Source organism: Paenibacillus lycopersici (genome assembly GCF_010119935.1).
Lineage (GTDB): Bacteria > Bacillota > Bacilli > Paenibacillales > Paenibacillaceae > Paenibacillus_Z > Paenibacillus_Z lycopersici.
Window position 1 is genome coordinate 134,861 of sequence record NZ_CP048209.1, and the last position, 21,240, is coordinate 156,100.

Sequence of the window (21,240 nt, forward strand, 5' to 3'; positions counted from 1 at the left end):
TGTTCTTTGATAGTGTATCCATTACTTTCGCTTGTAGTGGCTTGTAGCGTGGCTTGTAGCGCCTTAGGTTGAAGCTACGGATTCAATCACCCTTAAGCTTGTAGCACACCACATGCAGCGAGATGAGGCTGTGAAGGGGGAGGGGGTTTTCATCTTAGAAAAACTCTTCAACTTTAATTCACCTGTCGCAGAGTCAAGCACAAAAAACGGCCTATTCGACTAGAATCAGCACATTATTCCTAAGGAAGTAACCACCATCTATTTTGAAGCTTTCTTTTGAAAATGACTCGATTCTCCCACTATCCTGCATTTCATCTTTCATCCATACCTCAACATTTAATCCTTGCTTAATGCATTCTTCAAAGTGGTTATCCCATACTACTTTTGACCCCTTCTTCATAGCATCCTCCAAAAAAACAACATCAAAGCCAACAGAAACGATGGTCTTTGATGTGTGAATTTGTTCTTTATTCAATTTAGATAACTTTCCTTGCCAGTGAGGAAATTTCCTCACGAGAATGTATTCTAGTCTCGACTATATTCTTAATAAAATCACTAATTTTCTTCTTCGTCATCTCGCTTTTTGGAATCGGGATGACGACTTCATCAATTCTGTTACCTATAGTATCAATTACGTCCCTTGTAAACTGCTTAGTACGTATTTGCCTCTTTACGATATAGGAATTAAGTAGACCTAAGAGCAAAAATGGGTCAATACGCTTCCAATCATTACATCTTATTTTGTATAGACCACCACAATACAAGGATTTAGCATCATACTCGGTAATAATGCATGACGACCCCACCAAATAAGTACCGTCTCTTACCAAGAGAACATCGTGTTCCCGAACATCTTCTCTTGTTGCGTATTCTTGGTATATTTCCTCTGAAATACCTTGTTTAGGGTTATGCTTTATCTCCCAATTTGAAAAATCTGATGTTCTTATAAACGGGATACTCCCTGTTCCATAAGCCATTTTTCCAATTTCATCGCCTGTATAATACGTTATAACACCACTTTGTTTAAGTTCACCCATACTAACTAGCTCACAATTATGCTCTAGTTCCTTAAGTTCCTTTTCAATTGTGGGGTCATAATATTTAGGAATGAAAATAGAATCTTTTATCTGCGAAGAAGTGAGTGTAAAACAATTGAATCCACCAAATTCCGATGTAATGGTTTCAGTTGTAATTAGTGATGTGATTTCATCAATACTCAACGCTTCTAACTTTCGAATCTCATCAATATCATCATTTAACAATACCTGTTCAATTATTTTAGGCATATGTTTAATGAATGCCTTCCCAATAACTCTTTCTGATAGAGCCTTCTGTAACTTTGTAACTACTTCTGTCCTAAAGGCTCTGTCCTTAGGTATTGGTAGAATGATTTCATTAAAACGCTGACCTATTGTGTCAATAATATCGGCAGTAAATTGAAACGACCTAATTTGCTCTTGAACTAAATCCGTATTAAAAAGCAAAAACAGAAGTTCTGGCTCAATATATTCAGGTTTAAGTACCCTGACTTTTAGTATATGCGATTGAAACAAAAGTTCCTTATCTACTTTGGTTATAAAGCAGTTATTTCCGATAAGATACGTTCCGTCCCTGACAAACAGTATATCTCCCTCTTGAACGTCCTGTACCGATGCAAACTCATTATAAATATCTCTGCTTACACCTTGTTTGGGGATAGTTTTTATCTCCCAATTGGAAATATCCGATGTCCTTACAAACGGAATGTCCCCAGTGCCATAAGCATTCTTTCCGATTTCGTGACCAGTATAGAACTGTATTATTCCATTCTCTGATAGTTCCTTAATGCTCATGCAACTATGAGTTGGTTGTAAAGCGTTTATTTTCCCAATTAGTTCAGGGTTGTAGTATTTCGGGATAAAAATACTGTCGGAGATTAGGTCTGAATTAATCCAGTAACTTATCATTTTCTTTTTCTTCTCCCGTCGTGATAAATAGCCGCAACATTAACCGTATCATCGAGCAGGACTCTCTTTCCATCAGCATTGACTCTATAGGTTGGGTTCCCCCTGCTATCATGTCCACACCATTCGACTTCACTCATAAAGATTGGATAAGGTTCTGTCGGGACTTCATCAACTTTCTCGCAGATAACAACACAAGTTTTAGCATGTGTATGCGGTTGGAATAAATCCTCTGGCATCGCAACTATGGCATTTATTTTTGCTCTCTTGGTTAAATAATCGACCACATAACGGTATTTAGGCATTCCAAATGTACTCTCAAGTAACACAATGCCCATTTTGCCACCTGTTCTTAGCAAATCTAAACAACGCTCAATAAATAATATTTGCGGAGGTTGTTTTTCTTGTCTTCCTGCCTTCTCAAATTCTCCTGAATCATTCATTTTCCAAACATGACCTAAATCATATCGACTAAGGATATCTTCAGAATCAATTGCTAGCTTTTTCCCAAATGGAGGATTAGTAAGAACTACATCAAATCCACCAAAGTTAATTTCACCTCTTGTTGCTGATGACCAATTTTCGCGTGTTTCCAAACTGTTTTCACAGAAGACTCCCCCGCGCCCGTCACCAAGTATAGCCATGTAAGCCTTGGCTACCTTGCTCAAGAAGCTATCCTTATCTATGCCACGAAAGTTTCGGATGGCAACCTTTTGCTTCTCTGAAAATATTTCATGCTCCGGCCATCCCAATTCCGTACCTTGCGCTTCAACTTTATTCCATACATATCTAAGTGCCTCAACCAAGAAGCCACCACTACCACAGGCAGGGTCAATAATCTTATCAGTTGGAGAAGGGTCAATCATATCAACAATCATTTTCACTACATTTCGAGGCGTGAAAAATTGTCCCTGTGGTCCTTTAAGTGATGGTCCAATAAAGATTTCAAACGCTTCGGCAACAGCATCACGCTCGCTGTCTACAAGACAATAGTTTTGAAGTTCGCCAACAACATAAGTTAGACTGTTAGCATCTAATGTAATTGAGTCAGCAACTTCAATTACATCGCTATACTGCGTTTTAACTTTTTCAAACAGTTTGACGACGCGTTCTTTTACTTTTGTATCTTCTTCATCAATGCCCGCTCTGAAAGTAACAATATCCCCTGACTTTGTAAATCTCTCATCATAAATCTTACAGAATATAAGGTTAATAAGCTGTTGTGCAAAGATTTCATCTCTTGTTGCTCCAACAGCATTTGCAGCCAGGTAGTTTCGGATTGTTTTAAATACAACCTTTAGATTTGTTGCTGGCTTCAAATCTTTACGAGTAAATTGCCCAACATCCTCAAGCCTTTGCCCATAACGAGGAATATTCGGTATTTCTTCAAAAAGAACTTTCCCTGCCTTTTCAGTCTTTACAAGAAATAGCCTTTGCTCCCCGTTAAACCAGACTCCCATTCTTGCTTTTGAGAATCTTAAATAATCTTCAAGTTGGCTCCTGCCATCTTTCCGATTTTTCTTTTTACACTCAATAATGATAGATATATCATCTTCGTGCTTATTAGAATTGTCAAAGACAGCAATATCAATAGGATACTCTTTCTTTTTATCAGAAGGTCTGACCTTAACACGCCATTGTGGGCGTGTCTGAATATGCTCTTTAGGATAACCGTAATCTTTTACAAGAATCTCGGAAAAAACTTGAACTGCTTCACGTTCTTCAGGTGTATCTTTGACCATCTTACCCGAGATAAAGTCAATTAAGTACCCATCTTTAACTTCATCAGTATGCAGCGTTGCATTGTCTGGCATATCGAAACTCCCTCTACACTTTATTACAATTTAAGTTCGTGTTATAACGACAAAATCCTGCAAAAGTCATACTTATAAATAATTCATGTTTTCTATTAACGCGACAGAAAGGAACGGGTGTTCTTATTTAATTATACTTTTTTGAATCATATTAAGATACAGTTTTTCTATTTTATCCTTTTACGATGCTCGGAACAAAAGCAATTTATGGCTGGATTCATATCGTTCAAGAATCGTATAACAGGAATCAGAACGATAATAATGTACTTCTCATTTCCTCAACTCCCTGAGGAGAGCAGAGAGAAGTGAGTGAGACGGGGTTGCTTATTGTGATACTCATAAATGGGCATAGCAACCCTTACCCTATGTTTTAGGGTAAGCGTATAAACTCAACTCCCATCGGAGTGGCTTCGATTGTTCGTTCGCTTTCTTCACTTATCATTATCTATGTAATGGGCGTCATCAGGTCTGCCTTTACGCGCCGGGGAGTCACACCCCTTTTGTTGCATACCTCAAATACGACTATGTCGTCTCTCCACAGTTTCCAGTGGCAACATAGTCGCATCGCAGGACGGTCGCTGGATGTTATCCAGCACTTCTGAATACCGCTAGTACCGGCTCTAACCCGTTAGTGTCCCGAAGCAGAGCGGCTCCATCATTCGGGGTGGTCACCATCCACGGAACATCCGCCCTCGTCGTAACTCTATAAGAGTACCCAAGTGTACCTTGGTCAAGCGTCTGGATTATCTGTAAGTCATATTTCATTCCCCTACCGCAAGGGATAGACTCACAAGGCTCACGGTCAATATTATGTTGTATTACAACTTGGCTTAATACCCAAGTAACAAACCGATTTCATATAATCTATATATAATCATTCTGAATGATAATCTGTATTTGATTTGAAAAACTCCTCCATGCGTGTATATACCTCATAATTAAGTATCATGTCACGCTCGATTAAGTCCTCCACAACTAATGAAATGCTTTGTCCTGTGGCTTTACTTTTGAAGTTTATATATTGTCGAGCTTTTGTACCCAACTTAAGAAACTGTCCTTCCTTCATGCGTTTTACCTCCCTACACCTGCAATATTAGATACAAGTTGCTTAATTTCATCTTTAATCAACCTCAATACTGAACCATCGACTTGTTCGGTTAGAATACTATATAGACTATTTAGCCCCGTCGTCTTAATACCAAATACAAATCTATCTGTATTCCCCATCTTAATTCTTGAAACCGAGTTCTTAGCTTGAATGCTACTGTTAATAAGCGTATTCAACCTGTCTTTTGTCAATTTCAATTTGTCTGCTAGCGCAGTTATGTCGATATAAATAGACTGTTCGCGGTTGTAGATAATTTGTTGTCTTGCAACATAAGCAATCAGCCCATTATGCTCATATCGACCTATGCAAATTAGTTCCATATTTGCTCTCCTTCATCTTATATATTTATGTATTGCACGTTAATGAGATAGTGACCAACTATCTCATTTGGAGTATTGAAACAATGCGGCAGGGCATCCGAGACCTGCCTCATATACTTAACTGCTTAATATCGAAAAAATATGCTATGTCTATATTTTTATATTTTCACACCAACAAAAGAGACAACCATCTAGGTTGTATCTTGTTTCGTGAATGCATTTGTTATCCCCCCTAATCGACCAATGGCAAACTATCCATTAAATCACTGCCAATTTCACATTAGGAAAACCCTTATTTATTCGGCTTCATCAATCTCGATATTACGAGCTAATTCCACAATGACAGGCTCTTCAGTCATATGTCTCTCCATGCATTTCTCAAAATACTCTCGTGCGCTTAGGTTGGAGTATCTCTCGACGGCTAATATGTGTCTAAGATATTTCTCGTTAAACCTACAGCTAAAGTTGTGTTGTCTATTCATCCCTAGTCATCTCCTTTCCTATTAACTATCTATGTCATCAGCAGATAACCTACTGGAGTTTTACTTTTCATTTGCAACTTGTTCCGTTGGCTTCTTGTTAATGAAGTCGATAACAATTTGACTAATAATGGAGACAAGTTCCTTGTTTTGAACCGCCGCATCTGCTTCAGTCTTATTTTGCATTCTATCACCACCAATATAACTTATAAGTTATTATATATAACATTATTACACATGAACCTCGATTTTCACAAGGATAAACCAATTATAATTACATTTAAATCACTTATACTTGCTAATTTGGGGTGTGTTGTTGTAAAATTAATTCAAACAGTTAAGGAGTGATGATATGAAAGTTAGAACTATTACTAAGGAAGAACTCGAAAAACTAAAGGTCTCTAAACTAGGAACGCGCATTAGAATGATTCGAGAATTTCTTATCGAGCTTTATGGCAAAGAAAACTACTCCGCAAGCAGAGTAGCCAACGAAGCAGGTGTAACACCACAGAACATATTACAAATCGAGAAAGGGAAGATTACCAACCCGTCCTATAAGACGGTTATTGCCATCGCGAAGTACTTCAGAGTACATCAAGAGATTTTCTATGATGATTTCTATGACAATCTATCCGATATTGAGCCATTTGAAATTGGAGATGTTTCATCAGTTGCTAGTTCTAATAGTGAAAACCAAAGCAAGAAATCGAATTGCGTTATTACCGTAGTTGGAGCGGGGGAAACCATCAGCGAAGTTTTAGAAATAACAGATGTTGAAATACGACGATTGCTGAAACGAATTAGATTAGAAATCGAATTAATTAAACAAGGAGAGTAATGGGATACATGAAGGATATTAAAGTAGCCATCTATGTACGAGTCAGTACAGAGGAACAAGCAGAAGAGGGGTATTCTATTGATGCCCAACTTGAGAACCTAAGAGGCTTTTGCAAAGCAAAAGGTTATTCCATCATCAAAGAATATCGTGATGAAGGAATCAGCGGTAAAAGCATTCAGGGTCGAAAAGGCATCCAATCACTATTAGAAGATGCTCGACTAGGCATTTTCTCGAATGTAATCGTTTGGAAAACAAGCCGAATGTCTCGCGTTCAAATCGATTTGCTTCAAATCGTAAGCACACTTCAAAAACAGGGAATTGGTTTTATCTCCATGACCGAACAATTTGATACATCTTCTCCATCAGGTAAGGCTATGTTTCAAATGCTTGGCACATTTGCAGAATTTGAAAGAAATCAACTAGCCGAGAATGTTAAGCTCGGAATGCGTCAAAAAGCCCGACAAGGTGAATGGTGTGGAGGCACAATTCTAGGTTATGACATTGAAGAAGGAAAGCTAATTCCTAATGAAAAAGAAGCCTTTATTGTTCAAAAGATATTCGAACTTTATTGCCAATGCAAAGGTTTGAAAAGCATTGCTAATCAAATGAATCATGAGGGTTACACAGGTAAGAATGGCAATCCTTTCTCTGTGAACTCAATCAGAACCATACTTCATAACCCCACTTACATAGGGAAGATAAGATGGAACAAGCAAAACAATTGGAATGAGAAGCGAAGAAAAGGAACACAGGAACCTCTAATTGTAGACGGTAAGCATCAATCAATCATATCTTTGGAAACTTGGGATACTGCCCAAGACTTAATCAATAAAAAGACATTTACACCAAGTAGACTTTATACCGGAAAGTTCCCCTTAGCAGGCTTCCTGCGCTGTCCAAAATGTGGTGCGGGAATGGTTGGCACTAATCATACTCGACAGATAAAGAGCGGTATAGTGCATTATAGAAATTATGTTTGCGGTAACTTCCATTACAAAATTCCTGTAGAGGCTAAGAAATCGCCTTGGAACAGAAAAGAGTGCCTCTGGTAAGATGGATTGTAACGGGTCAGAGCCCTTAATCGCCATCATCCACCAGGAGGACACTCATACCATGAAGTTTAACGCATCGAACGCCATTAATCAACGGATTGAAAAAATTACCCCTCAGCATCTTATCGTCGGAATTGACATTGCCAAAGAAACGCATGTCGCAGCTGCCGTGAACTTGCGCGGGATCCAGCAAGGCCGCAAGCTCGTTTTCTCCAATCATGCCGATGGCCTTGAACGCTTGCTGCGGTGGGTACAGGACTTGCAACGGGCGTATGGGTTTACGGAAGTTATCTTCGGCGCCGAATCGACGGGACATTACTTTCTCAATGTGGCCTTCGCCCTGCGTAAACGAGGACTTACCGTCGTTCTGGTCAATCCGCTGACGACGAAACGGAATAAAGAAAACCGAGATAACAAACCTTCCAAAAACGATGCAAAGGACGCCGTGACCATCGGCGACGTCGTCTCTCGCGGGTACTACACGGAGTGGGTGGTTCACGATCCGGTCTACCGGCAGCTGCACGCCTTGGTCAATGAACGCGAGGCGATGAGCGATGCCCTCACCGTCATCGACAATCAACTTCAGACGGCGATCGATCAGGTGTTTCCGGAATTCTGGTCGGTCTTTAAACACTGGGACGGCAGTCGTGCACGAGCGACCTTGCGCAGTTTCCCCCTGCCCGCGGACATCCTTGCCAACACGCTCCCCGAGCTGATCGAAGGGTGGCGGACGAGCGGCTTGAAGCGAGCTGGAGGAACAACGGGCATCCAAATCGCCAGCCAGTTGCTCCTGGCCGCCGGGCGCTCCATCGGAGTCACGGAGGCAGCGGAACTTGGCCGGCGCATTCAACGGCTCCTTGCGCGGTATGAGCATCTACTGGCTCAGCAAGCCGAGGTGGATGTGGAAATCGCCGCCCTGCTGGAGCGACTACCGCCGGCTGTCCTGCGTCCCTTGCAGGAAGTCGGACTCAGCCCCTGGTTCATGGCCGTGATCCTTGCCAATACTGGCGATCTGCGGCGCTACACCCATGGTCAGCAATTACTGGCGCTGGCGGGGCTGAACCTGGCCGAGCGCAGCTCCGGCACCTGCAAAGGGCAAGTGAAACTTGCCAAACGAGGGCGAAGGCAACTGCGCAAATATCTGTACCTGGCGGTCATGATGCTGCTCTGCAACCATGCGGGTTTTAAACGCTGGCATACGTACAACATCAAGACCCTACGTCAGAAAGGCATACACTCGGTGTTGAAGCTTGTGGGCAAGCTCTGCCGCATTCTGGTTGCCCTTGCACACAGCGGCGAAGCCTTTCAGGAACAAAAGGCTGCCCCGCTGCGAAACGCGACCTAGTCTGAAGAGCGAACCCCCGTCACTTACGTATGTTGTCCCATTCGCGGGATAGAAAAAGAAAGCACGGAGTACCGAATGGAAGTTCCGCAAGGGCACAGACCCGTCAAATAAAAGCGATCGGACTTCACCGCTTGGGTAGGTATAACGAAGGAAGGTAAGGGCGTAGACCCGTAGAGACATGGGATGGTGAACCCTCAAGCCAGCGTGAAGAAAACGTGCAGCAGAGCAGGGAGCAAAGGAGCTTCTATGGCATCCTCTATTCCCGCATGCCCGCCTGCGCTTTGCTTGGGGAGTCGGCTACCTTGCCTAGCTTCTGTCACCTGTCCAATGCACTTGAAATCCTGCGAATGAGAGAGCATACGTGAGAAAAACCATTATTACCAGAGGGAAGGAACTTCTGTCTGTAGTTCAAACACGGTTAAGGCAGAGATAATCGAGAAAAAAGTAGTAGAACGACTCACCACATCAATACAGCAACCCGAAATCATTAGAGAAGTTATTAGGAATGTAAACACAGATAAGAAGAAGCGAATTGCTCCTCTTAAGAAAGAGCTAGCGTTAATCGAGCATGAGCTAGCCAAAATTGAGTCCAATCTCGATAAGACTTTCCAACTGTTCTACGCAGACATTATCGACAGTCAAATGTTTAAAAGCAAAAAAGAAGCCATTGAACAGGATGCTAAACGGCTTCAATCTAAGCGTGAAGAAATTCAGTTTTTACTAAGTGGTGATAGTAGCGCAGAACTACCCGAGAAAGAAATCCTGAAAATCATAACGGACTTTGCAAATGTGTTTTCCCAATCTGATGTAGACAAGCAAAAGCATTTTCTAAAGACATTGGTCAATGATATTACCCTAACCCCTGAAAGGGACTTAAAGAACATCAATCTCAACATTCAGCTAAAGATTCCTCAATCAACCAACTCCAAAAAGCCCTCGCAACACCCCCAAGAAGGAAGTGATGAGCTTCCTTACACGTCGAATATTTCACATTTATTTATGATACGGTTCCCCCCGGTTAATCTTCACCGCCCGGTACACCTGCTCCAGCAGCACCAGCCGCATCAGCTGGTGCGGCAGCGTCATGCGCCCGAAGCTGAGCTTCTGCTGAGCGCGCTTCAGGACGGCGGGCGCGAGCCCGTTGCTCCCGCCAATGACAAAAGCCACGTGGCTCCGCCCGTACGTGGCTAAAGAATCGAGCTGGCCGGCGAGGTCCTCGCTCGACCAGAGCTCCCCGTCCAGCGCCAGCGCGATCACATGCGCATCCGGCTTGATCGTCGCGAGCAGCCGCTCACCCTCGCGCTCGCGCACAATGGCTTCCTCGGCGGCGCTCATCGTCTCGGGCGCCCGCTCGTCCGCGACCTCCGTGAGCGTGAGCTTCACGTACGGGCCCAGACGCTTCGCGTATTCGGCGATCCCGAGCACGAGGTATTTCTCCTTCAGCTTCCCGACCGCCGCAATTTGAATATGCATCGGCTACACCACCAGATATGCCGCAATATGATCGCACTGCCCCATCTCGCACGTGACGGGCGGGTCCCATTCCGCGAACTTCGTCGTGACCAGATCGACGATGTCCGGCGCGTCCTCATACTCGTCCACGAATTTATCGATTGCCAGCTCTACATGCTCTTTGCATACACAATACATAAATGACCGTTCCTCCAGCTCTGAATTAAGCGTATACCCTCTATTGTACGCAAAGCAAAATCAGCCCGTCAAACGCAGTCCCGCTTCCGGGCCGCACGGGCTGATTCGTCTTCGCGATGCTATCGCTTAGTCTTCCGTTTTCTCTTCCAGCTTAAACGTCGCCGTCTGCTTCTTGCCGTCGCGGTAGAAGGTCACTTCGATGCTATCGCCGATATGCTTCTTGCCGTACAGATACTTGCGCAGATCCATCGTGCTCGTAATCGGCTGATTGTCCAGCTTCACGATGACATCGTTGAAGGCAAGGCCCGCCGCCTCGGCCGGCCCGACCGCCTGCAGCACGATGACGCCGTCCTGCACGTCACCCGGCAGCTTCAAGTCGCTGCGCGGCGCGACGATCGTATCGTCGTCGCCAACGGGCGGCTGGCTGCTGCTGCCTTCGTCCCCGGGCGATCCGCCATGGTCGCCCGCGAAGCCGTCCACGCCCGATTGGCCGCCGCTGGGACCGGTCGCTCCGCTGCCGATGCCGTCGTCCTGGGCTGCCGCCGCCTGGGCGAAATATTGCGCCAGGTCCATCGTATACACGCCCAAGTACGGACGCTTCACTTTGCCGTAAGCCAGCAGACTCTTCACGATCGGCAGTGCCTGATGGGACGGGATCGCGAAGCCGACGCCCTCCACGCCGTAATCGGCGATCTTCATGCTGTTGATGCCGATGACGTTGCCGTCCAGATCGATCAGCGGTCCGCCGCTGTTGCCCTGGTTGATCGACGCGTCGATCTGGATGACTTCCTGCTCCCAATCATAATTGCCGTCCTGGCTGAGCGATATCGGAATGATCCGTTTCGTCTTGCTCACGATGCCCATGGACAGCGAATCGCTGAGGCCGAGCGGATTGCCGATCGCCATGACCCATTGGCCCGCGCGCAAGTCGTCCGACTCCCCGAAATGCGCTACCGTATCGATGCCGCGGTCATCGATTTCGAGCACCGCGAGATCCGTAATGTCGTCCTTGCCGATGACCTTCGCATCCCGCGTGTCGCCGTTGCTGAGCACCGCTTTGACGGCCGCCGCGTCGGCGATGACGTGATTGTTCGTCAGAATATGCGCCTTGCCGTTCACTTTCTCGAATATAAATCCCGATCCCAGCGCCGCCTGCTCCAAGGCCGGGGCGCCGGCGGCGCTGTCCTTGTCCGGAGCAGCGCCGCCGGAAGTAACCGGCCTGGACTGCTCGTTAATGATGCTCACGACAGCCGGCCGCACCTTCGCGGCCGCGGTGATCGTCTTCTCGAGCGGATCGCTGTCGTTCATGCCCACCTTCGTCACGCCCGCCACTGCGCTGACCGTGCTCTCGTGGCGGTCGAATCCCGTAAAGAGCGCGAATACGAGCACGACGGCCGCTGCGCTGATGACGGAAGAGATCACCGCGACCTTGAGCGGCGTCCAGCGGAAGCCCCGGCGCTTGAACGGCAGCTCCCGCTGTGACTGGAACGTTGCCCGTGCCCGCCGCGATATCCGCGTCGAATAAAAATCATCATCGAATAAGCTCATCTATAATCGCTCCTCTCGACGCCCGGGGACATCAAGATCATTATTTTTCGAATCTAGGAATGATATCGGTAGATTGGACTACAATGGTAGTAGATGGGATACGCCGCTAGCGTGCGTGCTTCCCGCCCGGTTCATCCGCCAGGGAGAATCGCTGGCGCGGAATCTACCACCCGGATCTCCCGAATATATCGTTAGGCCCCAACCCAATCCCGTTCCACCAAAGGAGGAAACCCCATGCCGCGCAAAGCATCCGCAGCGCTGGAGCAGCTGAACCTCGCAGCCAAGCTGGCCGATCTCAAGGAAGACCATTACCGCACCTTGCTGACCATCAGCGCCGTCACCGAGCTGCTGATCGATAAGGGCCTTCTCGCGCCGGAGGAGCTGGAGCTGAAGGTCCGCTCGCTCGACGCCGAATTGGACGAGCTTATTTCCGCCTCACTTCATCCCATGCCGTAGGCCGGTCATGATACGTTTCCCGCAGCGGATGCTCGTCCCGCTTGAAGAAGAAACCGTTGCTCTCCAATACATCATTCACCGTAATCCGCGCCAAATCAATCAGATTATGATCCAGGCTCAGGTGGGCCAGATACACCCGCTTCGTCCGGTCCGTCATCAGCTGGCAGAGCGCTTCTCCCGCGGCCTCGTTGGACAAGTGTCCGACATCGCTCAGGATGCGCCGCTTGATGTTCCACGGGTAGCGCCCCATGCGCAGCATATTCACGTCATGATTCGACTCCAGCACGAGCACGTCGGAATCCTCGATCATGAGGCGCACCTTGTCGCTCACGTACCCGAGGTCGGTGGCGAGGCTGAGCTTCAGCCCGTCCTCCTCGAATACATAGCCGACCGGCTCCGCCGCGTCATGCGAGATCGCATACGAGGTCGTGCGCAGCGCGCCGAATTGCAGCGTCTCGCCCGTCTCGAAGACGACGCGCTGCTCGCTTCCGATCTGCCCCACATGCCGCTCCAACGCGCCCCAAGTGGCCTCGTTGGCGTAGATGGGCACATTGAATTTTCGGGCCAATGCGCCAAGTCCCTTAATATGATCGGAATGCTCATGCGTCACGACGATCGCCTTGATCTCATGGCCCGCCACGCCCTGCTCCCGCATCAGCTCATCGAGCCGCTTGGCGCTTAAGCCCGCGTCCACGAGCACCGTGGCGTCCTGCCCTTTCACGATCGTCGCATTCCCCGTCGAACCGCTTCCCAGTACCGTAAATCGAAGTCCCATACTCCCCAAACCTGTCCTTTCCCCATAGCCGCCCGCCGCCCCATGCCGGCCGAACGGCCTCCCGTAATGCCGATTATTCCGTAACCGCTTCGCCGCTGATGGCGTTCACGTAGTACTGCCCGCCGTCCTCCAGCTGCACGCGCCACGTGGGCGCCGATACTTGGGTATCCGAGTTGAAGATCTGCCCGTGATAGCCCAGCTTGATTTCCTTGATGACCGCGCCGTTATGCAGCAGATTCTTGTTCTCGATCAGGCTCGCGACCACCTTCGCGGCCGGCAGCACGGACTGCGGCGTCGATTTCTCCGAAGGCAGCAGCTCGATGAGATCCTGCTTGTACGCGGTGATTTTCAAATTGCTGTAGAACAGCTCCAGCTTGACGTCGAACATCGGACGGCCCTCGGCCACCCGGTAGAAGACGAACTCGCTTTCCAAATACTCGCCGAACGTATATTTATCCAAATCCGGGATGATGCCGCCTAGGCTTTCCTTCAGCTCCTTCGGCGTGAAAGCCACTTTGCTGTCGACCGGCTTCTCCAGCTCATGCCGTTCCCCCAGCCCCAGCTTCGCCGCCTTCACCCGGAACGTCAGATCCTTCAAATCCGGCGTCTCCGAAGGAATGCTCGTCCCGAGCTTGATCTGCTTCTCCTTCATCAGCGCCTGCGTCTCCGGCCGCAGATCATTGACGTCCGCGCTCGTGTACGGCCGCTCCCGGAAACTGGACAGGAGCTGGTACCCAAGCACGACATTCAGCAGCAAGAACGCGATAATGAGCACACTCTTCGCCCTGCCCCAGTCCATTCCGACCACGCCTTTCCAAACTGTGCCTCTATTACGTAAGCGTACGTAGGCGCCGGACCGGCCCGCGATCAACGCGCGCAAAGCCCCCACACGCCAATCATTCGAAGGCCGACAGGCGATTCGGTCCGCCCGGACGGCCGCCAATGCAGCCCGCGGCGCCGTCCGGCACATGCGATGGCTGCATTTCTCCGGCCTCCGCCGATGAACGGTAGACCAAGCCAGCGAACCGCCTATTCAGGAACGCCGAGCCCTTGCCCGAACGGAATGCCCAAGGCCGCGCTGCCGACGGCCAAGCCTGTGCCCTGGCCGCCCGTCGCGCCATTGCCTTCCTTCTCCGTGAGCGGCGCGCCGCCCGGCTCGCCCGGCAGCGGCTTGTAGCCGCCCGGGATCGCGTCAAGCAGCTTCGCCTGCGTATTGTCGCCCAGCCGCACCGCCCAGATCGGATCGAACTGGAGCGTATCGCCATCCCCTGGCGTAACCATCAGCGCCGGGTAGATCGCCACGACTTCCGACCTGCGCTCGAACTGCGCGAACGCGTTCGCCAGCAGTTCGCCGCCGGGCAGCCAGCGCACGCTGCGCTTGTCCGCCTTCTTCTTCAGCGTCAGCATGGACCGCTCGTACTCCGAGACGACGCCGTCCTGCAGGCGCAGCTTCATGCTGCCGAACAGGAACGGATCCATCGGCACGAGCGGGAACGAGCCATAGTACTGCTGGAACTTCAGCACCTGCGCGTCCCCGAACAAGTCGGCATACACGAAACGGTGCAGCCCGTCCCAGCCGCCGTGCTGATTGACGAATTGAATCGCGGCGTAGACGTTCTGGCTTTGGTTGTCGCCGCGGCTCTGGACGGCGACGGAGTCCGTGTAGCTGAGCCAGCGTCCGTTCTGTTCGATCTGCAGCCCGCGCTTGCCGTCCGTATAGATCTGCGAGCCGTTGCGGTCGCTGATCTCCCGCGTCACGCCGGGATCGTTGAACAGATAGCTCTGCATTTCGATCGGCGTATAGCTGTCATAGCCGACGGTCGAGGCCAGCGACTCCACCGGCCCTTCGGGCAGATACAGATCGGTGCTGATCCGTTTGTAATTGACCTGATATTCGCCGTAGCCGACGTACATCTGTACGTCCTGCGCGGTCAAGTCGGCTTTCACCGACTCGTACACCGTCATGTTGTCGGCGCTGAAGAAGTACGTCCGCACCTCGTCGCGCTCGCTGCTTTTATAGATCCAGATCCGGTCCACCACGTCGTTCATGAACGGCGTATCGCCTTCCAGCTTCAACACCTTGCTCAGCAGCTCCATCGGCACGCCGCTCCCGAACCGCAGCTCGAGCCCCTGATCGTGGTCGCGAATGCTGTTCCAATCCGCCGCCGTTGCGGTCGTCCGCTGGAAGCCCTTGAACTCCCGGCTCTTGATCTTGTCGAAGATCAGATTATAGAAATTCGAATCGGGGTAGAGCACCGTATGCTTCGACTTGCCCAGATGTAGCACCATGTCCTCCGGAAAAATAACGCTCTCGGCCTTCGCTTCTTCCCCCATCGGCACCTTCACGTACCCCTGCTGCTGCTGCGTCGTGATCCCGAGACCGGGCATGCTGTACGCGAGCAGATAGCTCTGGATGAGGCTCAGGATAACAAGCGCCGTCAGCAGAATCGTCTTCGCTTTATCGATCATGCCGGCTCACCCCCGGTCAGCAGCGGGAGCACGAACGTCACGGTCGTGCCCTCGTTCAGCTCGGAATCGAGGGAGATCGTGCCGCCGTGGGCTTTGACGATTTCCCGGGCAATGGACAATCCGAGGCCGGTGCCGCCCATGCTCCGCGAGCGGGCCTTGTCTACCCGGTAGAACCGGTCGAAGATCCGGCCCAGATCCCGCTTCGGAATGCCGATGCCGGTATCCTTCACGCTGATCGCGATCGCGGCCGGCTCCTGCCGCCCCTGGTCGCCAGCTTCGCTGGCTGCTCGGGCCTGCATCCTGCCCTGGTCGCCAGCTTCGCCGGCTGCTCGGGCCTGCATCCTGCCCTGGTCGCCAGCCTCGCCGGCTGCTCGGGCCTGCATCCTGCCCTGGTCGTCGACTCCGCCGGCCCGGGCATGGACCCGCCACGCCGCGATCTCGATGCGCCCGCCGTCGAGCGTATATTTGATCGCATTGGACACGAGATTATCCAGCACCTGGTCGATCTGATCGCGGTCGAGCCAGACCGTCGTAATGCCGTCCTCCACGCGCACCGAGACGCGAATCGCTTTCTTCCGCATCTGGAAGGAGAAGCGGTCCGCCACTTCTTCCAGCATCTCGGGCATATTCGTCTGCTGCCTGCGCAGCGGCGCCTGATTGGAATCGAGCCGCGACAGATGCAGCAGGTCGGTGACGAGCCGAATCATCCGTTCCGTCTCGTTGCGGATGACGCCCACGAACCGCAGCCCGAGCTCCCGCTCGTCCAGCGCGCCCTCGTCGAGCGCCTCCGCGTAGCTCTTGATCGTCGTGAGCGGCGTGCGCAGCTCATGCGAGACGTTGGCGACGAACTCGCGCCGCGATTGCTCCAGGCGCTCCTGCTCCGTAATGTCCTGCAGCACCGCGATCGTGCCGGAGATTCCATGCTCCCGGCGATGGATCGGCGTCAGCGTCACGCGCAGCAGCTCGTCCTCCCCGCCGTCGGAATGCACGTGATAGAGCGCCGCGGGCTGGTCGCTTCCGCTTGGCAGCGCCGGCAGCGTATTCTCCATATTGAACAGCTCGCTGAGCCGGACGCCCTCGCAATCTTCCCTGCGCAGCATCTCCAGCGCCCTGCGGTTGGAGATAATGACATAGCCGCGTTCGTCCGCGGCGACCACGCCGTCGCTCATGTTGGCCAGGATGGAGGCCAGCTTCTCCTTCTCCTCCTCGTTGGCCGACAGCGCGTCGCGCAGACGCATCGTCATGTTGTTGAACACTTCGGAGAGCCGCCCGATCTCGTCGTCGCCGAGCACCGGCACCTGCTGGTCGAAGCGGCCTTCCGCCACGCCGGCCGCCTGCCTGGTCAACGCCTTGATCGGATTCGTGATCGTATGCGCGAGCAGAATGCCGAGCACGCCCGTCAAACCGAGCGCGAACAGCATGCCGGACATGAAGATCCGGTTGATCCGGTCGACCGTGCGGTACATCTCCTTCATCGAGGCGGTCAGATACACCGCGCCGACGATTTTATCGCTGTAATAGACGGGCTTCACGATCACTTTCTTGCGCACCCCGTCCTCGTCGATGATTTCCTCCTCGATGTCGCGGACGCCCTGGAGCGCCCGGCTGACCGCGAGCGACGTGTTCTTCTTCCCGATATACGACTGATGGGACTGCGACGAAGTCGCCAGCACCTTGCCGTTCGCGTCCATCACCTGAATCTCCGCCTCGTTCAGGCTGAACAGGTTGCGCACCAGCAGGCCCAGATACTCTTCCCGCGTCTGGTCGCCGGGACTGCCCAGCTTATCCGGCTCGTTGGACAGCGTCTGCGCCGCGATATCGGAGAGCAGGTTCGCCTGCTCGTTCATATTGTTCGTGAACGTCGAGGTCAGCGAGGTTTTCATCGTACTGATGAAATACACGCCGATCAGCTGCATCGCGATCAGGATCAGCAGCACGTAGATAATAATCAGCTTGACTTGAATGGTGCGAAAAAAGCGAATGCCCCCGTTCATCCGAAGCCGAAACCTCCGGATTTCGGATTGCGCATCAGATAGCCCAGGCCGCGCCTGGTCAAGATGTATTCCGGACGGCTCGGGTCATCCTCGATCTTCTCGCGAAGCCGCCGAATCGTCACGTCCACGGTGCGCACGTCGCCGAAATATTCGAATCCCCATACCGCCTGCAGCAGATGCTCGCGCGTCATCACCTTGCCGCTGTTGCGCGCCAAGTAATACACGAGCTCGTACTCGCGGTGGGTCAGGTCGAGCGGTTCATTGTCCTTGTACACCACGTACATATCCGTATCGATAAACAAATTGAAAATCGCCAGCCCCTGCTTGTCCGCAGCCACCGGCGTATCCGCGCCGGCATTGCCCCCCGCCGCGGCCGCTACGGCCGGCTCGCTCTTGGTCCGCCGTAAATGCGCTTTCACCCGCGCAAGCAGCTCGCGCGTGCCGAACGGCTTCGTCACGTAATCGTCCGCGCCGAGCTCGAGGCCCAGCACCTTGTCCAGCTCCGTGTCCTTCGCCGTCAGCATGATGATCGGCGTCTGCAGCCGGGTGCGCACCTCGCGGCACACGTCCATGCCGTCCTTCACCGGCAGCATCAGATCAAGCAGAATCAAATCCGGCAATTCCTCGAACGCGAGCCGTACCGCCTCTCCGCCGTCGAACGCGCAGATGACTTGGTACCCTTCCTTCTCGAGGTTGAATTTTATAATGTCCGCTATCGGTTGTTCGTCGTCGACCACTAATATTTTTCCGTGCATCGCTACACCGCCTGTCGCTTCGCAATCTGCTTATATTCTACCATAGGAGCGCAGCGCGTTCCCAATGAAAGTTCCCTCATATCAGGGGAGATTTAGGCGAATTCTGGCGAATTCCCCCTTATAGCGCAAACACCGTCGCAGCCCTGTGAGGGCCGGACGGTGTTTCATAGTTGCATGATGTCTTTATAGATATTTAAGCGGGTTTTGAAGCTGGCCGTTCTTATGAATTTCGAAGTGAAGATGCGTACCGAAGGAGTGGCCGGTATTGCCCATGATGCCGATTTGCTCGCCTTGGCTGACAGTCTGTCCTTTCTTCACCTGAATCTTGCTCAAGTGGCCGTACCATGTCTCGTACCCGTTCTTATGGTCGATGATGATGCAGTTGCCGAGTCCCGGGCGCGTCCCCGTGAAGGTGACGACTCCGTTGTCCGCGGCCTTGATATTATGGCTGCCGACCATGTCCACGCCGCGATGCAGCGCGCCCCAGCGCATGCCGAAGAAGCTGGTCAGGCGGTGGCCGGATACCGGCCAGGCGAATTGCCCGGTGCCCTCGCTGAGGTTCACCTTCGTGCCCTTCATGATAATCGCCGGAACGGAAGGCTCCAGCACGACTTCGCTGATCAGCTCTTCGCTCATCAGGTAGCCGTTCTGCTTCACGAGCCGGTAGACGAGCTGCTTCTTGCCGCTCTGCCCTTGGCGGATGACTTTCTGTTCGCCCGACTTCATGTTGCTGTTCTTCTGATAGACCGTCTTCGGCTCGATCGATTCCGTCTCCGTCACGTTCTCGACCGTCTCCACCGTCACTTCCGGCTGCAGCACGGTCAGATCAAGCACGTCGCCGACTTTGATCATGTCGTCCTTGATCCATTTGTTGCGCTCGTAGATCACCTGCGGCGAAATATTGAACTTCTGGGCGATACAGCCGACGCAGTCGCCTTCCTGCACCGTGTACGATTTCGGCTTGACCTCGCCCTTGATGAGCTGCAAATACAGCTGTTCCGGGTCGGCAATGTCCGTAGGCTGAACGTCCTTGTCGCCCGTTGAGATTTTCTCGACAAATTTCACCGATTTCAGCGCCGTCTTCGACTTCACGCTTCCGTCGGCGGAATAAGCGAGCGCCGTCACTTCCGTCTTCGCCGATTGGGTCTTCGGCGCGTACTTGCCCTGCACCCGCTTCAGCAGCGCATCGGCCGTCGCTTTGTCCTTGACGACGCCTAGCTGCTTGCCGTCGACGACCAGCGCGACGCCCGTCGCATGGGACGTGAACGAGCTCTCGAGCTTCCGGAGCGTCGCCGTCGTCTCCGGCTTCGCGTTGTAAGCGCTTTTATCCCCGTATGTGATCTTACCCGTCTCAAGCGTCATATGTAGACCGGCGTTGTCCGCTTCAAGCTTCTTCTTGACGTTGTCGATCAGCTCCGCTACCTGCTCCTTGGAGCTGACATCGCCGATGAGGGTCCCGTTCTGATACACTTCGAGGTACTCCACGGTATGCGCCTTCACGTAATGCGTCCCGCTCATTGCCGCGACCGCCAGCACGACGGCCGCGCCTCCGGCAGCCAGCAGCGGCTTCTTGCGCATCAGGCGACGCGTTGCTTGCTGTTCTCTATCTGGATCTGGATTTGAATGGCTTTCATTAGAGGTTGCGCGCCGAAAAGTCTGTCGGAATGTACGCCACACCTTCCGGAATCGACCCTTGTCCGTAAAAATGGTCATGATCGTCTCCTTATCGCGTTATAGTTCCTAATCGTGAGTATATTCGACAACGGTTTTCTACATTGTCAATCACGATTTCTACTGTAACATAACGCGACAGGCAGGTTCAACCAAGCGCCCCTTTACCCCACATTAATATTTGCTCAGAATTGACGACATCTGGTCGTATTCGTCGCGGTCCAAATATTGCGCCATGAGCTGATTGACCTGGGTCACTTCCTCTTCCGTCAGCCCGTCTTCCATCAGCTTCGATATCTGCTGCATCGCGTCCTGCGGCAGCTTCTTCATCATGACGCCGAACAGCTGCTCCTTGTCGGCCTCGCTCATTTGCGACTTGACGGCATTGATATCGTCCGTTGACATGGCCACGCTGTCCTTCGACGAGCCGCTTGCGCCCGCGCCGCTCTCCTGGCCCGAGGCTGCGCTGTTGCCCTTCGGGCCTGTTCCGCCGCCGATGTCGCTGATCTGGCCTTCAGGCAAGTCTCCGAACGCATCCACCGCTTCCTGGTCGTTCCCGCTTCCCTGGCCGCCGCTATCCGTCGATGTCGTGCCTTGGCTGCCGCTCCCGGCATCCTTCCCGCTTGCGCCGTCCGCCGGCGTTTGACCGGCCGCATTCCCGGATGGACTCCCGGCTGCCGGTGCGTCATCCTTGCTCGAGGATGCGTTCGCCGTGTTCGAATTTGCGTCATGCTTCGCGCCGGGATCGGCCCCCCACATCTCGCCCCACAGCCCGCTGAGCGCGAACGGCTGTTCCTCCAGCGGAATATGGAACTGCTTCAGCAGCGTCTCCACGTAACTGTTCACGACATAGCCGGTCGTCCAGATGGACAGAAAGCTGACGAGCAGCGCCGCTGCGACGAGCTTGCCGACGGCCGCCGCTACTTTCCCCGTAATCTTCCACATTCCCTATCACCCTTTGCTGCCGCCGCCTAGTAACGGCTGAATGCTGCATATGCGTCTCGCGATGCCATGCACACCAAT

The 21,240-nt window shown here is 51.7% G+C and carries 19 protein-coding genes; 4 read left to right on the forward strand and 15 right to left on the reverse strand.

What is annotated here, in order from left to right; genetic code table 11:
* Positions 1–211: 211 nt before the first annotated feature.
* The 5 genes from GXP70_RS00550 to GXP70_RS00570 form a co-directional block, all read right to left on the reverse strand.
* Positions 212–475, reverse strand: a complete 264-nt coding sequence (locus GXP70_RS00550; RefSeq protein WP_162354692.1) for a hypothetical protein — start codon at positions 473–475, stop codon at positions 212–214.
* Between the two features lies 1 nt (position 476).
* Complete coding sequence (locus GXP70_RS00555) at positions 477–1,946, reverse strand: restriction endonuclease subunit S domain-containing protein (protein ID WP_225442614.1); 1,470 nt, start codon at positions 1,944–1,946, stop codon at positions 477–479.
* Positions 1,943–3,757: a type I restriction-modification system subunit M gene (locus GXP70_RS00560; RefSeq protein ID WP_162354693.1), complete on the reverse strand. Its 1,815-nt coding sequence runs from the start codon at positions 3,755–3,757 to the stop codon at positions 1,943–1,945. Before GXP70_RS00560 ends, GXP70_RS00555 begins: the two co-directional genes overlap by 4 nt.
* Positions 3,758–4,631: 874 nt before the next feature.
* Positions 4,632–4,823, reverse strand: a complete 192-nt coding sequence (locus GXP70_RS00565) for a hypothetical protein (protein ID WP_162354694.1) — start codon at positions 4,821–4,823, stop codon at positions 4,632–4,634.
* A gap of 5 nt (positions 4,824–4,828) precedes the next feature.
* Positions 4,829–5,185, reverse strand: a complete 357-nt coding sequence (locus tag GXP70_RS00570; RefSeq protein ID WP_162354695.1) for a hypothetical protein — start codon at positions 5,183–5,185, stop codon at positions 4,829–4,831.
* 831 nt (positions 5,186–6,016) lie between these two features.
* On the opposite strand from GXP70_RS00570, the gene GXP70_RS00575 reads away from it, so the two are divergent.
* The 3 genes from GXP70_RS00575 (at position 6,017) to GXP70_RS00585 (ending at position 8,899) form a co-directional block, all read left to right on the forward strand.
* Positions 6,017–6,502 carry a helix-turn-helix transcriptional regulator gene (locus tag GXP70_RS00575; protein ID WP_162354696.1) on the forward strand — a complete coding sequence of 162 codons (486 nt, stop codon included), beginning with the start codon at positions 6,017–6,019 and terminating at the stop codon, positions 6,500–6,502.
* Positions 6,503–6,510: 8 nt separating this feature from the next.
* On the forward strand, positions 6,511–7,554 hold the full coding sequence (locus GXP70_RS00580) for a recombinase family protein (RefSeq protein ID WP_162354697.1): 1,044 nt from the start codon (positions 6,511–6,513) through the stop codon (positions 7,552–7,554).
* A gap of 61 nt (positions 7,555–7,615) precedes the next feature.
* Positions 7,616–8,899 carry an IS110 family RNA-guided transposase gene (locus tag GXP70_RS00585; protein WP_162354698.1) on the forward strand — a complete coding sequence of 428 codons (1,284 nt, stop codon included), beginning with the start codon at positions 7,616–7,618 and terminating at the stop codon, positions 8,897–8,899.
* A gap of 993 nt (positions 8,900–9,892) precedes the next feature.
* On the opposite strand, the gene rlmH is transcribed toward GXP70_RS00585, so the two are convergent.
* The 3 genes from rlmH to GXP70_RS00600 form a co-directional block, all read right to left on the reverse strand.
* The gene (rlmH, locus tag GXP70_RS00590; RefSeq protein ID WP_162354699.1) at positions 9,893–10,372 is read right to left on the reverse strand and encodes a 23S rRNA (pseudouridine(1915)-N(3))-methyltransferase RlmH; all 480 of its coding nucleotides are present in this window, start codon (positions 10,370–10,372) and stop codon (positions 9,893–9,895) included.
* Positions 10,373–10,375: 3 nt separating this feature from the next.
* Positions 10,376–10,549, reverse strand: a complete 174-nt coding sequence (locus GXP70_RS00595; RefSeq protein ID WP_162354700.1) for a CxxH/CxxC protein — start codon at positions 10,547–10,549, stop codon at positions 10,376–10,378.
* Between the two features lie 126 nt (positions 10,550–10,675).
* Positions 10,676–12,097: a S1C family serine protease gene (locus GXP70_RS00600; protein WP_162354701.1), complete on the reverse strand. Its 1,422-nt coding sequence runs from the start codon at positions 12,095–12,097 to the stop codon at positions 10,676–10,678.
* A 234-nt stretch (positions 12,098–12,331) separates the two neighbouring features.
* Between GXP70_RS00600 and GXP70_RS00605 the strand changes: the two genes are divergently transcribed.
* Entirely contained in the window at positions 12,332–12,553 is a 222-nt protein-coding gene (locus GXP70_RS00605; RefSeq protein ID WP_162354702.1) for a hypothetical protein, read from the forward strand.
* Here the strand turns inward: GXP70_RS00605 and GXP70_RS00610 are convergent.
* The 7 genes from GXP70_RS00610 to GXP70_RS00640 all read right to left on the reverse strand — a co-directional run bounded on the left by GXP70_RS00610 (position 12,522) and on the right by GXP70_RS00640 (position 21,162).
* Complete coding sequence (locus GXP70_RS00610) at positions 12,522–13,328, reverse strand: MBL fold metallo-hydrolase (protein WP_162354703.1); 807 nt, start codon at positions 13,326–13,328, stop codon at positions 12,522–12,524. The two genes, GXP70_RS00605 and GXP70_RS00610, sit on opposite strands and share 32 nt — an antisense overlap.
* 73 nt (positions 13,329–13,401) lie before the next feature.
* Positions 13,402–14,127, reverse strand: coding sequence for a two-component system regulatory protein YycI (gene yycI / locus GXP70_RS00615; protein WP_162354704.1), 726 nt, complete (start codon positions 14,125–14,127; stop codon positions 13,402–13,404).
* Between the two features lie 230 nt (positions 14,128–14,357).
* The gene (locus tag GXP70_RS00620; RefSeq protein WP_162354705.1) at positions 14,358–15,797 is read right to left on the reverse strand and encodes a YycH family regulatory protein; all 1,440 of its coding nucleotides are present in this window, start codon (positions 15,795–15,797) and stop codon (positions 14,358–14,360) included.
* Complete coding sequence (locus tag GXP70_RS30405; RefSeq protein ID WP_162354706.1) at positions 15,794–17,791, reverse strand: ATP-binding protein; 1,998 nt, start codon at positions 17,789–17,791, stop codon at positions 15,794–15,796. The genes GXP70_RS00620 and GXP70_RS30405 overlap by 4 nt, the downstream gene beginning before the upstream one ends.
* Positions 17,788–18,546 carry a response regulator YycF gene (gene yycF, locus GXP70_RS00630; RefSeq protein ID WP_162354707.1) on the reverse strand — a complete coding sequence of 253 codons (759 nt, stop codon included), beginning with the start codon at positions 18,544–18,546 and terminating at the stop codon, positions 17,788–17,790. The genes GXP70_RS30405 and yycF overlap by 4 nt, the downstream gene beginning before the upstream one ends.
* Positions 18,547–18,729: 183 nt before the next feature.
* Positions 18,730–20,124, reverse strand: coding sequence for a M23 family metallopeptidase (locus GXP70_RS00635; RefSeq protein WP_225442615.1), 1,395 nt, complete (start codon positions 20,122–20,124; stop codon positions 18,730–18,732).
* Between the two features lie 267 nt (positions 20,125–20,391).
* On the reverse strand, positions 20,392–21,162 hold the full coding sequence (locus tag GXP70_RS00640) for an ICP22 family protein (RefSeq protein WP_162354709.1): 771 nt from the start codon (positions 21,160–21,162) through the stop codon (positions 20,392–20,394).
* Positions 21,163–21,240 lie beyond the last annotated feature (78 nt).

Excerpts from the sequence above, each read along its gene's own strand:
- GXP70_RS00595 (WP_162354700.1), bottom strand. The coding sequence starts at position 10,549 with ATGTATTGTGTATGCAAAGAGCATGTAGAGCTGGCAATCGATAAATTC.
- GXP70_RS00575 (WP_162354696.1), top strand. The coding sequence starts at position 6,017 with ATGAAAGTTAGAACTATTACTAAGGAAGAACTCGAAAAACTAAAGGTC.
- GXP70_RS00635 (WP_225442615.1), bottom strand. The coding sequence starts at position 20,124 with ATGCGCAAGAAGCCGCTGCTGGCTGCCGGAGGCGCGGCCGTCGTGCTG.
- GXP70_RS00640 (WP_162354709.1), bottom strand. The coding sequence starts at position 21,162 with ATGTGGAAGATTACGGGGAAAGTAGCGGCGGCCGTCGGCAAGCTCGTC.
- GXP70_RS00600 (WP_162354701.1), bottom strand. The coding sequence starts at position 12,097 with ATGAGCTTATTCGATGATGATTTTTATTCGACGCGGATATCGCGGCGG.
- rlmH (WP_162354699.1), bottom strand. The coding sequence starts at position 10,372 with ATGCATATTCAAATTGCGGCGGTCGGGAAGCTGAAGGAGAAATACCTC.
- GXP70_RS00565 (WP_162354694.1), bottom strand. The coding sequence starts at position 4,823 with ATGAAGGAAGGACAGTTTCTTAAGTTGGGTACAAAAGCTCGACAATAT.
- GXP70_RS30405 (WP_162354706.1), bottom strand. The coding sequence starts at position 17,791 with ATGAACGGGGGCATTCGCTTTTTTCGCACCATTCAAGTCAAGCTGATT.
- GXP70_RS00570 (WP_162354695.1), bottom strand. The coding sequence starts at position 5,185 with ATGGAACTAATTTGCATAGGTCGATATGAGCATAATGGGCTGATTGCT.
- GXP70_RS00580 (WP_162354697.1), top strand. The coding sequence starts at position 6,511 with ATGAAGGATATTAAAGTAGCCATCTATGTACGAGTCAGTACAGAGGAA.
- GXP70_RS00610 (WP_162354703.1), bottom strand. The coding sequence starts at position 13,328 with ATGGGACTTCGATTTACGGTACTGGGAAGCGGTTCGACGGGGAATGCG.
- GXP70_RS00560 (WP_162354693.1), bottom strand. The coding sequence starts at position 3,757 with ATGCCAGACAATGCAACGCTGCATACTGATGAAGTTAAAGATGGGTAC.
- GXP70_RS00605 (WP_162354702.1), top strand. The coding sequence starts at position 12,332 with ATGCCGCGCAAAGCATCCGCAGCGCTGGAGCAGCTGAACCTCGCAGCC.
- yycI (WP_162354704.1), bottom strand. The coding sequence starts at position 14,127 with ATGGACTGGGGCAGGGCGAAGAGTGTGCTCATTATCGCGTTCTTGCTG.
- yycF (WP_162354707.1), bottom strand. The coding sequence starts at position 18,546 with ATGCACGGAAAAATATTAGTGGTCGACGACGAACAACCGATAGCGGAC.
- GXP70_RS00620 (WP_162354705.1), bottom strand. The coding sequence starts at position 15,797 with ATGATCGATAAAGCGAAGACGATTCTGCTGACGGCGCTTGTTATCCTG.
- GXP70_RS00555 (WP_225442614.1), bottom strand. The coding sequence starts at position 1,946 with ATGATAAGTTACTGGATTAATTCAGACCTAATCTCCGACAGTATTTTT.
- GXP70_RS00585 (WP_162354698.1), top strand. The coding sequence starts at position 7,616 with ATGAAGTTTAACGCATCGAACGCCATTAATCAACGGATTGAAAAAATT.